At 49.5% G+C, this 13,823-nt stretch carries 9 protein-coding genes; 6 read left to right on the top strand and 3 right to left on the bottom strand.

The genetic code is table 11. From position 1 onward, the window contains the following. Positions 1-124 precede the first annotated feature (124 nt). From ACYVD4_RS00440 to ACYVD4_RS00415, 6 genes are all read left to right on the top strand, one after another. On the top strand, positions 125-694 hold the full coding sequence (locus tag ACYVD4_RS00440) for an RNA polymerase sigma factor (protein ID WP_460941639.1): 570 nt from the start codon (positions 125-127) through the stop codon (positions 692-694). Between the two features lie 106 nt (positions 695-800). Then, positions 801-1,832, top strand: coding sequence for a FecR domain-containing protein (locus ACYVD4_RS00435; protein WP_460941638.1), 1,032 nt, complete (start codon positions 801-803; stop codon positions 1,830-1,832). 191 nt (positions 1,833-2,023) lie between these two features. After that, positions 2,024-5,389, top strand: coding sequence for a SusC/RagA family TonB-linked outer membrane protein (locus tag ACYVD4_RS00430; RefSeq protein WP_460941637.1), 3,366 nt, complete (start codon positions 2,024-2,026; stop codon positions 5,387-5,389). 91 nt (positions 5,390-5,480) lie between these two features. Further along, a complete protein-coding gene (locus ACYVD4_RS00425; RefSeq protein ID WP_460941636.1) occupies positions 5,481-6,917 on the top strand; it encodes a RagB/SusD family nutrient uptake outer membrane protein in 1,437 nt (478 codons plus the stop codon). Between the two features lie 114 nt (positions 6,918-7,031). After that, positions 7,032-8,489 (top strand): FAD-dependent oxidoreductase, encoded by a 1,458-nt coding sequence (locus tag ACYVD4_RS00420; protein ID WP_460941635.1) that lies wholly within the window; start codon positions 7,032-7,034, stop codon positions 8,487-8,489. Continuing rightward, on the top strand, positions 8,489-9,892 hold the full coding sequence (locus ACYVD4_RS00415) for a sialate O-acetylesterase (RefSeq protein WP_460941634.1): 1,404 nt from the start codon (positions 8,489-8,491) through the stop codon (positions 9,890-9,892). The genes ACYVD4_RS00420 and ACYVD4_RS00415 overlap by 1 nt, the downstream gene beginning before the upstream one ends. 68 nt (positions 9,893-9,960) lie before the next feature. Here ACYVD4_RS00415 and ACYVD4_RS00410 read toward each other — a convergent pair whose 3' ends face one another. The 3 genes from ACYVD4_RS00410 to ACYVD4_RS00400 all read right to left on the bottom strand — a co-directional run bounded on the left by ACYVD4_RS00410 (position 9,961) and on the right by ACYVD4_RS00400 (position 13,747). Next, positions 9,961-10,821, bottom strand: coding sequence for a DUF2306 domain-containing protein (locus tag ACYVD4_RS00410; RefSeq protein WP_460941633.1), 861 nt, complete (start codon positions 10,819-10,821; stop codon positions 9,961-9,963). 91 nt (positions 10,822-10,912) lie between these two features. Then, a complete protein-coding gene (locus tag ACYVD4_RS00405) occupies positions 10,913-12,184 on the bottom strand; it encodes a dipeptidase (protein WP_460941632.1) in 1,272 nt (423 codons plus the stop codon). A 102-nt stretch (positions 12,185-12,286) separates the two neighbouring features. After that, the gene (locus ACYVD4_RS00400; protein ID WP_460941631.1) at positions 12,287-13,747 is read right to left on the bottom strand and encodes a SusD/RagB family nutrient-binding outer membrane lipoprotein; all 1,461 of its coding nucleotides are present in this window, start codon (positions 13,745-13,747) and stop codon (positions 12,287-12,289) included. Positions 13,748-13,823: the final 76 nt, after the last annotated feature.

Genomic DNA, 13,823 nt, shown 5'->3' with positions numbered 1-13,823 from the left:
TGCTTAACTCCTCGTTACGTTTTATTCGTGATTTTTCTGCCGATCAAGGCTTCGCTTAGGTGAAGTGTTTTTGACATATTTCCGTATTATTTACAACTTTGCCAATAAATATGGGGGATACGTAGTGAAAACACGAACAGATAACGAGCTTTTAACCCTGATTGCCAACGATAATGAACTGGCATTTCGGGAGCTATATGATCGCTATTGGTATAAGATGTTTGCGATTGCGAATCGGAAACTTCGACGCCGGGAAGTGGCTGAAGAAATGGCGCAGGAGTTATTTGTTGTGATCTGGCAGAAGCGAACCACACTACGTATCATTAATGTACAGGCATTTCTGAGCGTATCGCTCAAAAACCTGATGATCGATTACATCCGTCGGCATCTTCAGGAAGAACATTACCTTGATCAACTTCAGCAATTTTTCCCAACGGAGTCCTTTGTCACTATCGAGGCCGTTCAATTGAATGAGCTTTCAGAAGCCGTTCAGCGGCAGTTGGGACAGCTTCCCGAAAAAACACGGCAGATTTTTATCCTCAGCCGCTTCGAGCACCTAACTATTCGTGAAATAGCTCAGCAGCTCAACCTTTCCGAAAAAACAATCGAATATCATCTGACTCGTTCAACCGCTTTTTTGCGTACACATTTGCGCGATTTCGCAACGGCGTGGCTAGTATTTCTGTGGATCTGAATACCGTCGTCTTTACGTATTCAAAAAAAACACAAAAAAATCTGATTTTGGCCTAGGGAATCTTTGCCCTTGTTCGTCTATACCTTTTGAATGAACACTTGGGCCGATGCATCAGAAGCAATACGAAGAATTACTGGCGAAATTCCTCCGGGGCGAATGCTCTGATGAAGAACGTGTACTGCTCGACCAGTGGTATGCTTCGCTCGACACCGAAAGTCAATCTGTTTCTGAACAGGAAAAAGCATTACTGCTCGCTCGAAACTGGGATGCACTACGTAGTCGTACAGTAGCGCAAACACCAGCCCAGCCTGTTCGTTTCTGGTGGCGACCGGTTTGGGCTGCTGCTGCGGTTGTTGTGCTTGCCAGCGGATTGGCCTGGTATTTTTTGAGTCAGCCAGCCGCGTTAAACCGAATACCGAATCAAATGGCTTCGGGTGTTAGGTCGCTTACGCTTACCAAACGAGTCAATACGTCAGAACAGCCCGAACGGATTACGTTGAGCGATGGCAGTGTGGTTACCTTACAGCCAGGCAGTCAGATTCAGTATCCACAACCGTTTTCGGGGGCGAAACGGGAAGTTACCCTGGTGGGGGAAGCTTTCTTTGACGTGCAGAAAAATCCCCAAAAGCCCTTTTTTGTTTATGCCAATGATTTGGTAACGAAAGTATTAGGTACCAGCTTTCGTGTCAAAGCCTACCCCAACGACCGCGACGTAACCGTAGCTGTTCGGACGGGACGGGTGTCGGTCTATTCGCCTAAACTCGCCACACAGACAAAAGCATCTGCCGACCCTGAGACGATTGGCGTAGTGCTTGCCCCTAATCAGCAGGTAACGTTTCAGGGACTCGAACAACGGTTGGTCAAGACATTGGTCGAAAAGCCCGTTATGTTGATTCCTAAAGCCGAGCAGACATCGTTCACGTTTCAGAATGCCCCCGTATCGTCTATCCTAACCGCTATTGAGAAAACCTACGGTATCGACGTTGTTTATGATGAAGATATACTGGCTAACTGCTTTATAACGACGGCTTTAGATCAGGAAGATCTGTATGGCAAGCTGACCATAATCTGTAAACTGATGGGTGCTACGTACAAAGTCATAGACGCGCAAATTGTTATTACCGGACCCGGCTGTTGACCTATCAATTATCTAACCTTAGCCTGCACATTATGGCGTAACGCGAAAATAAGACGTAAAAAAAGCCAGCGATGGGTCCAAGCATCGCTGGCTAAGTAAAGCCCCGTTAAGTTGCTAACTGCTACGTTCTCGTCAAACGTATTGGGGGCTATTTGTCTTTGTCTAAACCTAAAACAAAAACAACCAAAGGTATGAAATTACCGCTATTCTGTCACCCTTACGCACGTAGGCTTATGCGTATTACCCTCATACAACTGTTGCTGGCGGGACTGTTGCTGAATATTACGTATGCTCGAACAGCCAACGCACAGGCTTTACTAGAGCAGAAAATTACATTGTCAATTGATAGTAAGGAGATTAGTGGCATATTGACGGCTATCGAAAAACAGGCCAATGTTAGTTTCTCGTATATACCACAGCAAATTCAGGCCAATCGGCGAGTGTCTATAAAGGTTTCGAACCAAAAGCTGGCAAACGTGCTCGACCAGCTATTTAGCCACATCCCGGTGAATTATGAAGTGGTAGGGAGTAAGCAAATTTTAATTAGCATTCGTCCTGCTACTCCGGTCGGTTTGCCCGAAATATTTCAAAAAACTAGTCTTATCGACAACCAGCAACCTCTCGATCGGACCATTACGGGAACCGTAAAAAGTGAAACAGGCGAAGGTTTGCCGGGAGTAAGCGTCGTCGTGAAAAATACGACACGTGGTACTACTACCGACGCTGAAGGAAAATACCGGCTTTCAATACCTGATTCTCGTAACGATGGGCCGGGCACTACGTTGGTGTTTTCGTTTGTGGGTTATCAGAATCAGGAGGTGGTGATGGGGAGCCGCTCCTCGGTTGATGTTCAGATGGCTCCTGACGATAAATCGCTGGACGAGGTGGTGGTGGTGGGGTATGGAACGGTTAAAAAAAGTGACCTGACGGGTTCGCTGGCGCAGGTGAAAGCCAAAGATTTGAATGCCTATCCAGCTACGAACGTATTACAGGCGTTGTCGGGCCGGGCGGCTGGTGTGCAGGTATTGCAGAATACAGGCGCTCCCGGCGCACCGGTTAGCGTCAGGATTCGGGGAACGAACTCGATTCAGGGAAGTAACGAGCCGCTCTACGTAGTGGATGGGTTTCCGCTGTCGGGTAGTAATCCGAACGTACTGAACAATGCTGACATCGAGAATATCGAGATCCTGAAAGATGCGTCGGCAACGGCTATTTATGGTTCTCGTGGAGCCAATGGTGTAGTGTTGATTACGACCAAACGGGGCAAGTCAGGCCGGACAAACGTTGATTTTGAAACGAGTTATAGCACGCAAACGCTACGTAAGCGACTCGATATGATGAACGCTACGGAATATGCTACGTTCTACAACGAACAGGCTGCCAACGATGGCTTGAAACCGTATTTTACGCAGGATCAGATCAATGCGTTCGGTAAAGGTTTCGACTGGCAGGATTTCGTCTTTCAGAAAGCGCCCATGAAAACGCTGTCGCTGAATGTGAGTGGCGGCAATGACAAAACCCAGTTTTCGGTATCGGGCAGTGCGTTTTCTCAGGATGGTATCATTCGCGGGAGTGATTATAACCGTTATTCGCTACGTGCCAACGTCAGCCATGCCATCAGCAGTAAGCTAAACGTGAGCCTGAACACTACGTTGTCCAGAATTAAAAGTAATGCGCAGAACAGTCAGGGTGGTAACCGGGGCGGTTCGTTGATTTCGGGTGCGGTTTCGGCTCCGCCCATTCTGACGCCTTTCAACGACGACGGTACGTATCGGGTGTTTGGTACGGCCTACGCTTTTATTCAGGCGCAGCTTATCAACCCGATCAATTTTCTGAATGAGCAAAACGCCGTAACCCGCTCCAACCGGGTGCTGACCAACGCGGCTGTTACGTATAACCCGATTCCTGAATTGACCTTTAAATTCTCGGGCGGCATCGAAAATTCGGACGACCGCAGCGATTCGTATACGACCAACCGTTTTGTCAATAATCAGGGTAGTGCCAGCGTCAACACCTCGCAGTTTACGAGTTTGCTGAGCGAAAATACGGTCAGCTATAACAAAACCATTCGCCAGAAACATTCAATTGCCGCCGTTGCCGGATTTACGTATCAGGACTTTATTACTACGTCGCTCAGCGGCTCCGGTGTGGGCTATCTGAGCAATACCAGCGAAACCTTTGATTTGTCGGCGGCTGCTACGCCCGGCATTCCAACGTCGAGCTTTTCCAAATCGACGCTGTTGTCGTATCTGGGTCGGGTAAATTATTCGTATGACAGCCGGTATCTGGCAACGGCGAGTTTTCGGATGGATGGGTCGTCGAAATACAGCCGTGGCAACAAATGGGGCTATTTCCCCTCGGCGGCTCTGGCGTGGCGGATTTCGAACGAAGCGTTTATGAAAGACAATACGTTCATCTCCGATCTGAAACTTCGGGCGAGCTGGGGACAAACGGGTAGTCAGGCCATTGGCGCGTACGCTACGTTGAATCAGCTTTTTTCGGGAAAAACCATTTTCGATGATGCTTTATACACGACTTACGCACCCGGAACGGTGTTGCCCGGCAATCTGAAATGGGAAACAACGGCCCAAACCGATTTTGGTATCGACTTAGCCATTTTGCAGAATCGTCTGTTTATCACGGCTGATTACTACATCAAAAACACCCGCGATCTGCTCAATACCGTGTCACTGCCGTCGTCGCTGGGGTTTGTGAATACGATTCAGAACGTGGGCGAGGTGCAGAATAAAGGGTTTGAATTTGGCATCAATTCGAATCTGCTGAGGGGAGCGGTAAAATGGGATGTGAACGCCAATATTGCGTTTAACCGGAACAAAGTGGTGAAGCTCTACGGCGGTCAGGATATTCTGGGCGGCTACATCGACATCAACACTATTACCGATTACCGGAATATTCTGCGCGAAGGTCAACCAATCGGGCGTTTTTGGGGATACGTCGAAGACGGCTATACCGATCAGGGACTTGTGAAATACAAAGACCTCAACGGCGACGGTGCTGTGAACACGCTGGATAAAACTTATATCGGCGACCCAAATCCGAACTTCATTTATGGTTTCAATTCGACGGTTTCGTACAAAGGATTTAGTCTGACTATTTTCCTGCAAGGCAGTCAGGGCAACGACATCATGAACACCAGTTCGATCAACAACACGGTCGATTACAACAACGGCCTGAACATGCCCCGCGAGGTATTTCTGAACCACTGGACACCATCGAATAAGACGGCGAAATATCCGCTGATCAGCAACAAAAACCGGATCAACGTATCGGATCGGTTTGTGGAAGATGGCTCGTTTATGCGTCTGAAAAACATTCAGTTGGCTTACAATCTGCCGCTTCAGCAGTGGGGTGTCAAGTGGGCGCGTTCGATTCAGGTATACGCCAGCGGGCAAAACCTACTGACGCTCACAAAATACTCGTGGTGGGACCCCGAAGTAAATTCAAGTGGTGGCGCTAACTCCACGTCGCAGGGCTTCGATCAGTTCAGTTATCCAACATCTAAAGTCGTTACGTTCGGTATCCGGGCGGGTTTTTAATTCTGAGTGATAGAATGAGTGAATGATTGAATAGCTGCCGCGAAAAATCATTACTCTACCATTCTATCATTCACTCATTCGACATTGAACCATGAAAAAACTCATATTCTTACTCTCAATTCTTGCCCTGACGTCCTGTGAGGATGTGCTGGAGGAAGAAACCAAATCGCTGGCTGTTGAGACGTTTTACAATACAGCGGCAGAGGTTGAATCGGCGGTGAACGCCATTTATTCGCCACTACGTAGCAGCAATACCAGCGGTATGGGCGTATATATCGCCGTGATGGAAGCGCATATCGACTACGCTTATGGTCGGGGAAGCTATGGCGTGCTGAACAATTTTGCCGGACTGGATAACGTCAATATCAGTCGTACGTCGGGTACGTGGGAAGCGTTTTACCTCAGTATTCGAAACGCCAATCTGGTAATCAAAAATGCCCCAAATGGTACGATGATCAGTCAGGCCGACGTGAAAAAATACGTAGCGGAAGCCAAATTTCTGCGGGCGTTCAGCTATTTCCATCTGGTCAGAAACTGGGCCGCCGTACCGCTACGTACCGAAGCTAACATGACCGAAATCGGGGCCAAACGTAACTCTGTGGATGAGGTCTACAACCTGATTCAGGCTGATCTGAAAGAAGCGGAAACCAACCTGCCCGAACAGGTTGCTCAATCGGGACATCCTACCAAATGGGCAGCCAAGACGGTGCTGGCCGATGTGTATTTGCAACTGGGAAAATACGCCGAAGCCCGCGACAAATCGGACGAGGTGATCAAATCGAAAAAGTTCTCGCTGGTACCCGTCGCCACAACTGATGATTTCCAAAAAATCTTTGGGCCAGCCGTAATTACTACGTCCGAGGAGGTTTTTTACCTGAAATTTTCGCGTCAGGCGAATCAGGGCAATTTGTGGCCGTGGCTGACCAATCATCCCGGTACGAAATTTCATGGGGGCGGGGGCGTTTATGGGCATCACAGCGATTCGAACAACCTCGTCTACAAAAACTGGGACGACAAAGATCTTCGCAAAGGACTCTGGTATAACTGGAATATCGGTATTGGTGCTACGTCATTGCTAAATAAGAAATTTATTGATCCTGAGGCTATTGGCTCCGGTTCGGCAAACGACGCGCCCTGGTATCGCTACTCTGATGTATTGTTGTTGTATGCCGAAGCCGCCAGCCGAGCTGCTAACGGACCAACTGCCGAAGCTGTTGAGGCACTGAATCAGGTCCGTCGCCGGGCGTATGGAAAGAACCCGACTGCTACGTCGGATATAGATGTCAAACTAGCTGATTACAACGCTACTACGTTCGTGGATCTGGTTATTAAAGAGCGTGGTTATGAATTCCAGTACGAAGGCAAACGCTGGCTCGAACTGAAGCGGACGGGCAAGGCTAAAGACATTATCAAGGCCGTAAAAAACGTCACCATTGCCGATAAAGCCTTTCTCTGGCCGCTTCCCGTTTCAGAATTAGGCTACAACACGGCTATTGACGCGGTGAAAGATCAAAATCCGGGGTATTAAAAAGACCCCACCCGACGGGGTGGTAAGATCAAAACCCAATAAGATTAGCCCTACGGGATTTAGGACGGTCGGCCGCTGCCGTGGAGTTATCCATCACATTTAATCATTAAAGCAATGAACGAAAATCAAGATAAACTATCGGCCATGTTCAGCCTGAACCGCCGGAAATTCATTCACTCGGCCCTTGCTGGCGCAGGTGCTGCTACGTTACCAACATTGTCGTCAGATGCCGAAGCGGCATCGAAGGCGTCCGACGAGTTTAAAGAACCGGCACGTAACGTACCCATAAAAGGCGAATACGACGTAGTGGTTTGTGGAGCTGGTCCAGCAGGGGTGTCGGCGGCTATCACGGCGGCTCGTGCAGGAGCAAAAACGCAATTGCTTGAAATTCACGGTTGTCTGGGGGGCGTCTGGACGGCTGGTTTGCTGACGTATATTTTCGATTTCAACAAGCCCGGCCTGACCAAAGAGATCAAAGCCAAACTCGACGAACGAGGTGCGCGACGTAATCAAATTGCTGACCAGTTTGTCTACCATCCCGACGAAATGAAGCTGTTGCTGGAAGAAATGTGCGCCGAAGCGGGGGTGAAATTCCGTCTGCACACCCGCGTATCGGCGGCTTATAAGGACAAAAAACAACTGACTACGGTTGTGACCGATTCCAAGTCGGGCCGCGAAGCCTGGAAAGCCAAAGTATTCATCGACGCTACGGGCGATGGCGATCTGGGCGCACAGGCCGGTAATGCCTGGGAAATCGGCAAAGGTGGTGATACGTGCCCCTGCCAGCCGTTGACACTCAATACGTTGGCCGTGGTGAAAGATCCGGCAGCGTTGAAGCAATATATTTCGTTTTACACGAACGAAGGTGATCGGAAAAACTGGCACGTACCGGCAGTAGAAGCGTTCAAAAAAGAAATCGCGCGAGCTGGTATTACGCCCTCCTACGGTATGCCAACGCTTTTCCTGATTCGGGATAATCTGGTGATGATCATGGTCAATCATGAATACAACATCAAAGCGTTCGACGCTGATGAATTGACCGAAGCCACCGTTCGGGCGCGTGCCGAAGTCTATAGCATTGTGCGTGGGCTCAACAAACTGGGCGGTCCGTGGGAAGGTATGCAGATTGTAGCGACGCCCGAACAAATTGGTATTCGCGATGGCCGTCGGATAGCGGGTCGTTACGTCGTGAAAAAAGAAGATTTGGTGGCGGGTATTCATCACGATGATGCCGTAGTACGTCCGACGTTTGGCGTCGATATTCACGCGACTGACCGGAAAGCGAACGAAGTAGAAACCATTGGTCGGGGTGGTATTAAAATGATTCCGTACGATATTCCGCTACGTGCCCTGATTGCCCGCGATGTGGACGGATTGATGATGGCCGGTCGGTGTATCAGTGGCGATTTTGTGGCACATGCCAGTTACCGCGTTACGGGCAATTCCGTAGCGATGGGCGAAGCCGCCGGAGCCGTTGCGTCGATTGCCGCGAAGACCAACAAACTGCCGCACGAAGTGGCCTGGAGCGATGCTTCGCAGTTATTAACCAAACTCGGTATGCGCGAAGCCTGATGAAATACCTGTTGTTGGTTTGGCTGCTCTGGAGTGTTACGTCTCGCGCTGAAGTCGTATTGCCGTCGATTCTGGCGTCGGATATGGTATTGCAGAAGGAAACCGACGTAGCACTCTGGGGCTGGGCCAACCCGACCGAAAAAATAACGATCACTGCCAGTTGGAACGCTACACCCATCAGCGTTACGTGCGCCGAAGATGCTACGTGGAAAATCCAGCTACGAACGCCCAAAGCGGGCGGGCCTTACACTATCAGTATTAAAGGCAGTAATACGTTGCTGCTCAACAATATTCTGATTGGCGAAGTCTGGCTTTGCTCGGGGCAATCCAATATGGGCCTGAACGCGGCTGGCGGTGTCAAAGACGCTCGGGCAGAGTTGTCGCAGGCATTTAATTCGAACATTCGTCTGTTTAAAATGGATAAACGTTCGGCCAAAGACCCGCAGAACGATGTGCCCGGAAGCTGGCGCGTGTGCGATTCGGTGAGCATGAAGCCGTTTAGCTCGGTCGGTTATTTTTTCGGGAAGAACGTACATGCAACGCTTCAGGTGCCGATTGGCCTGATAGATATGTCGTGGGGCGGATCGAAAATAGAAAGCTGGATGCCTGAATCACTGGTGATGCTTTATCCTGAACTACGGCATTCGGCGCAGACTATGATTAAAACGCAGTGGGCACCGGCAAAATCGGGCTGGTTGTTCAACGGGATGGTATCGCCTGTTACGTCCTTCGCCATTGCGGGAGTGATCTGGTATCAGGGAGAATCGAATCGACATTATCCACCAGCCTATTATCAACTGATGCATCTGCTGGTTGAAAGCTGGCGCGGACTCTGGCAGCAGGATTTTCCGTTTTACTACGTCCAACTGGCTCCGTATCAATACGGTGGCAAGTACGAAACGGCGCTTCTGCGGGAAAACCAGACAAAGGCGATGGATATTCCGAAATCGGGTATGGTAGTCACAACTGATTTGGTTGATAATCTGGACGATATTCATCCCGCTTATAAAAAAGAAGTAGGAAATCGGCTGGCGAATTGGGCGTTATCGGAGCATTACGGACGTAGCATTGGATTGTATAAAAGTCCACAATATCAGTCGATGCAGGTAATTGGAAACACGATTCGCGTTACGTTCGACCATGCACCAAACGGTTTGGTCATGAAGGGAAACGAGTTAACTGAATTTGAGATTGCCGGCGCAAATCAGCGTTTCGAGAAAGCGCAGGCACGTATCAACGGTAATATGGTTGAGGTTTGGTCGGAGCGGATCAGCAAGCCGATAGCTGTTCGCTTTGCCTTTCGCGACGCACCCGAACCGAATTTATTCAGTAAAGAAGGCTTGCCCGTTATCCCTTTTCGAACCAATACGTGGGATTTGGGATTGACGGTTCTGGCTAAATAACGTAGCGTTTTATAATAGGTTGGTCATATAAAATCCCGGCAAGTATTCTGCCGGGATTTTTTTTGCCGCTACGTTCCGGATACCCAGTTTACAATGGCTGGACCCCAATAATATAAGGTAAAATAATAGGTGCCTATCAACAGGAAAGCGGTAGCAAACAGCAGAAGGAGCGATGCCGATAGGGAGAAGATAGGAGAAACGCGCGCGCGGTCTGTACGGGCGAGGGCTTCAACAACCAACAGATTAGGAATATAAAAGAAAAAGGCCATCACCTGGTCAAAAGGGCCATTAAACGAACGGGTATGACCGAGGCCGTCGGTTAAAAGAATCCAGAAACCGTAATCCATTCGATAGAGCCAGGAGCCGATAGCCAGTGCATACAACCGCAACGCCCACAAACGATGCTGGTCCATCTTTCCAGCTACGGCGAAACGATAGGTTTGAATGGCGGCTACAAACATCAGAATACCGTATAGGCCAAACCCAATATCCATGACCCGGCCGCCAATTGTTCCTTTTAGCGCGATAAAGGCCAGACCGCCGATAGCCGCTAGTAGACACGCTGACACGTAGACGCGGCCAATCCAGCGGTGCAGAGCCGCAAAGCGAATTCTAACGGATTCGATCAACTGAATACTACCCAGAATCAGGATAATGCCCCCTGCTGCGAAATGCAGCCCGATACCCGTTGTTGCCGACGTAGTGCTTTGCTCATACAGTCGAGGTAAAACCTGATTCCAGCGCACCATATTACCTTCGTAAACAGCAGCTGCGTAGAACGCCAGAATATACAGCCCAAACAAACCGGCACTAATCCAGACCGTACTGACCAACAGGGTGCTTGTTGCCTGTAATGCTTTCTGACTGATTTTGGATAAGCGTTTTGGTACGGTTGGGTAGGCCGGAGAGTCCGGTAAATTATTGATCATACTGTTCTGTAAAAAAAGAGGTAATATATCTCTATATAAAGAAAACCGCCTGTCGGTGTATACTGACAGGCGGTTACAGGAATTTGACAAATCATTTGCTGGCGATTTCGCCTGTTTTACCTTTGTCGACGGCTTTCATGACTCGGAAGAAGTTACCGCCCCATATTTTCTCGATATCTTTTTTTGAATAGCCCCGGCGAAGAAACTCGACCGTGAAATTCTCATACTGGCTCACATCGAAGCAATCGGCCAGCGCACCACCGCCGTCGAAATCGGCACCCATACCGACGTGGTCGATGCCAATCAACTTCACAATGTGGTCGATGTGATCGACGGCATCTTTCACCGTAGCCAGTTGAACGGGGTACTTTTTGTTGATGTCCATGAATTCGTCGCGGAGCTTTTTCTGATCATCTTCCGAGAGTTTACTCATAGCGGCCATCATGCCCCGGCGATCTTTAACCCCCCATTTCTCCATCATCGCTTTCTGGGCCGCTTCGCGTTCGGGACTGGCTGGAATCGTTTTAACGTAATCGCTGAGCAGGTTTAGCTGAATGACACCGCCGTTTTTGGCTAATGCTTTCAGCATATCGTCGGTCAGGTTGCGGGGATGGTCGCAGATGGCTTTGGCACCCGAATGTGAGGCAATAATGGGCACTTTCGACAAACGTACTACGTCATAAAATGTTGAATCCGATACGTGCGATACGTCGATCATCATACCCAGCCGATTCATCTCGGCAACGACCTGTTCACCCAGCGGACTCAATCCTTGATATTCAGCTCCTTTCGGATCGGTCGATGAATCGCAGATGTCGTTGTTGCTCGAATGGCAAAGGGTCATGTAACGGGCACCTTTCTCGTAAAATTGCTTCAACAGGCTGATGTCGTGGCCCATAGGATAGCCATTTTCGACACCCAGAAAAATGACCCGCTTGCCCGACTTGTTGATTTTATACGCTTCGTCGGGCGTAGTTGCCAGTGCCGCTTCCGAAGCTGTCTTTTTGAGCGTAGCGTCAATCGCGTCGAAAATGGCCATTGCCTTTTTCTTCGCCGTTTCGTGCCCTTCGGCCGTGCGTGGCCCCTGACCCAGATAGACCGCCCAGAAAATAGCATCCAGCCCGCCTTTGCGCATACGAGGAAAATCGACTTTGCTGTTGCTAGTGCGTGGGTCGTTTTCTTTCGTTACGTCGAAACCACCCCGCGACAACAGCATGGGCGTATCGGCGTGCGTATCGAGCGTAAAGGCTTTGTCGTGAATTTTATGCGCTTTTTTAAGCAGCGCTTTATCGTTCTGCGCCGTGGCGGTAAGAACACTTCCGGCCAGACAGGCAACGAACGTAGCAGAGACTATTTTTTTCATAATTACACGTATCGTGATGAACGTAACGCGGACAGAATGTCCGCCGTGTATACACAATCAGTTTTCATACGGCGGATAGAATGTCCGCGTTACACCACAAGACTATTTTGCGAACCAGAGTTTAAGTTTCATATCGTTTTTGCCGCCTTGCCGCGTAAGTGCTTCGTTGAAATTGGCATAGTTCAGCGATTCTTCAGAGCCGGGGTAGGGTAGGCGGGTTGGCAGAATACCGCCATTCGTGTTAATCACCGAAGGAACCAGCGCCGGAATACGTGTTCGGCGGAACTCGGTCCAGGCTTCAACACCCTGACCAAACAAAGCGATCCACTTCTGTTCCATGATCTGCGTATAACCATCCACCCCAGTTTTCAGGGCATTGGTCGTCAGGTAAGCCGGAGTTGCCGTTAAACCATATTGCGTATGAGAAGCTTTGATGGCGTCGCTGTAGTTTGTTGCTACGTCGCCAGCCGAGGTGATGCCTTTATACGCAAATTCAGCCTTGATAAACAGCAATTCGGCATAACTCATCAGTACGCCCGGAGCCGTAGCGGCTACGAAATAGTTGCCCACTTTCGAGGTTTTCGATAGGCCCAGCGAATTGGCATCCGAAGCGGCCAGTCCGTTCGGAACGCCTTTGTAATCACCGCCATCGGCAGGTAAATTGGCGTAAATAGGCAATCGGGCATCATTGAGGGCCTTCAGCTTGTTAACCAACGTAGCGCCCACGCGGTGATCGTCGCGGGTTTTCCGGTTTTCGTTGATCGGGTTGTTGCTGGGTGCTGCCGATAGATACACCAGCTGAATATTGTCGGAATTTGCCGTCAGAACGGGATATTTTGTGGAATCTTTCAGAATACGTTCGATCTCGGCTTTTACGTCGATTGGTGCATCGGCTTTGCCCAGCATCCGGTTCAGAATACGCAGGCTGAGCGAGTTAGCAAATTTGCGCCATTTCGTGAGGTCGTTGTTGAGCATGATATCGCCCGCAATGGCTTTTGACTTATCCGCTACGTCGATCATCTCGCCGGCTGCTTTCAGTTCGGCTACCAGACCCGCATACACATCTTTCTGTGCGTCATATTTCGGTTGTAATATGCCTTCAACGCCCTGAATCGCCTGTTTGTAGGGAATGTCGCCGTAGATATCCGTCAGTACCGAAAACGTAAACGACCGCATGATAATCGCTACCGCCTGATAATTGACGTTACCCGTTTCTTTGCCGATCTTGAGAATCCGCTGATAATCGGCCATGGATTCGATAAAGAAGTTCTGCCAGCCGGTATTTGCTACGTCGTTGGTGACGGTATACTGGTCGATGTCGGTGTATTGAATACGTGCCCAATGCTGCGAAAAACCAGCACCAACATCCATACCCAATGAGCCACCCCAATACGCATCAACGGCGGTCTGGATACCGTGTGGCATGAATAAATCGGCCGACGCGGTGGTGGGCGTATTCGGGTTGGTATTTATTTCAGCAAACTCACCCGTACAAGCCGTCATGCCGTAGAGTAAACAGGCGAGTGTGAGTTTATGTCGGAATGAATAAAAAGTAGAGTTCATAGTTCGAGTTTGATTAGCTATGGACGCATGAAGAAGTTTGGGGTAATCTGCGCCAGCCCAACGTGACCAGCAACTG

It is taken from the genome of Spirosoma daeguense, from assembly GCF_054776875.1.
The sequence above is the reverse complement of the archived record's forward strand: the minus strand, read 5'-3'. Positions and strand labels throughout refer to the sequence as shown.

Excerpts from the sequence above, each read along its gene's own strand:
- ACYVD4_RS00400 (WP_460941631.1), bottom strand. The coding sequence starts at position 13,747 with ATGAACTCTACTTTTTATTCATTCCGACATAAACTCACACTCGCCTGT.
- ACYVD4_RS00430 (WP_460941637.1), top strand. The coding sequence starts at position 2,024 with ATGAAATTACCGCTATTCTGTCACCCTTACGCACGTAGGCTTATGCGT.
- ACYVD4_RS00415 (WP_460941634.1), top strand. The coding sequence starts at position 8,489 with ATGAAATACCTGTTGTTGGTTTGGCTGCTCTGGAGTGTTACGTCTCGC.
- ACYVD4_RS00405 (WP_460941632.1), bottom strand. The coding sequence starts at position 12,184 with ATGAAAAAAATAGTCTCTGCTACGTTCGTTGCCTGTCTGGCCGGAAGT.
- ACYVD4_RS00410 (WP_460941633.1), bottom strand. The coding sequence starts at position 10,821 with ATGATCAATAATTTACCGGACTCTCCGGCCTACCCAACCGTACCAAAA.
- ACYVD4_RS00435 (WP_460941638.1), top strand. The coding sequence starts at position 801 with ATGCATCAGAAGCAATACGAAGAATTACTGGCGAAATTCCTCCGGGGC.
- ACYVD4_RS00425 (WP_460941636.1), top strand. The coding sequence starts at position 5,481 with ATGAAAAAACTCATATTCTTACTCTCAATTCTTGCCCTGACGTCCTGT.
- ACYVD4_RS00420 (WP_460941635.1), top strand. The coding sequence starts at position 7,032 with ATGAACGAAAATCAAGATAAACTATCGGCCATGTTCAGCCTGAACCGC.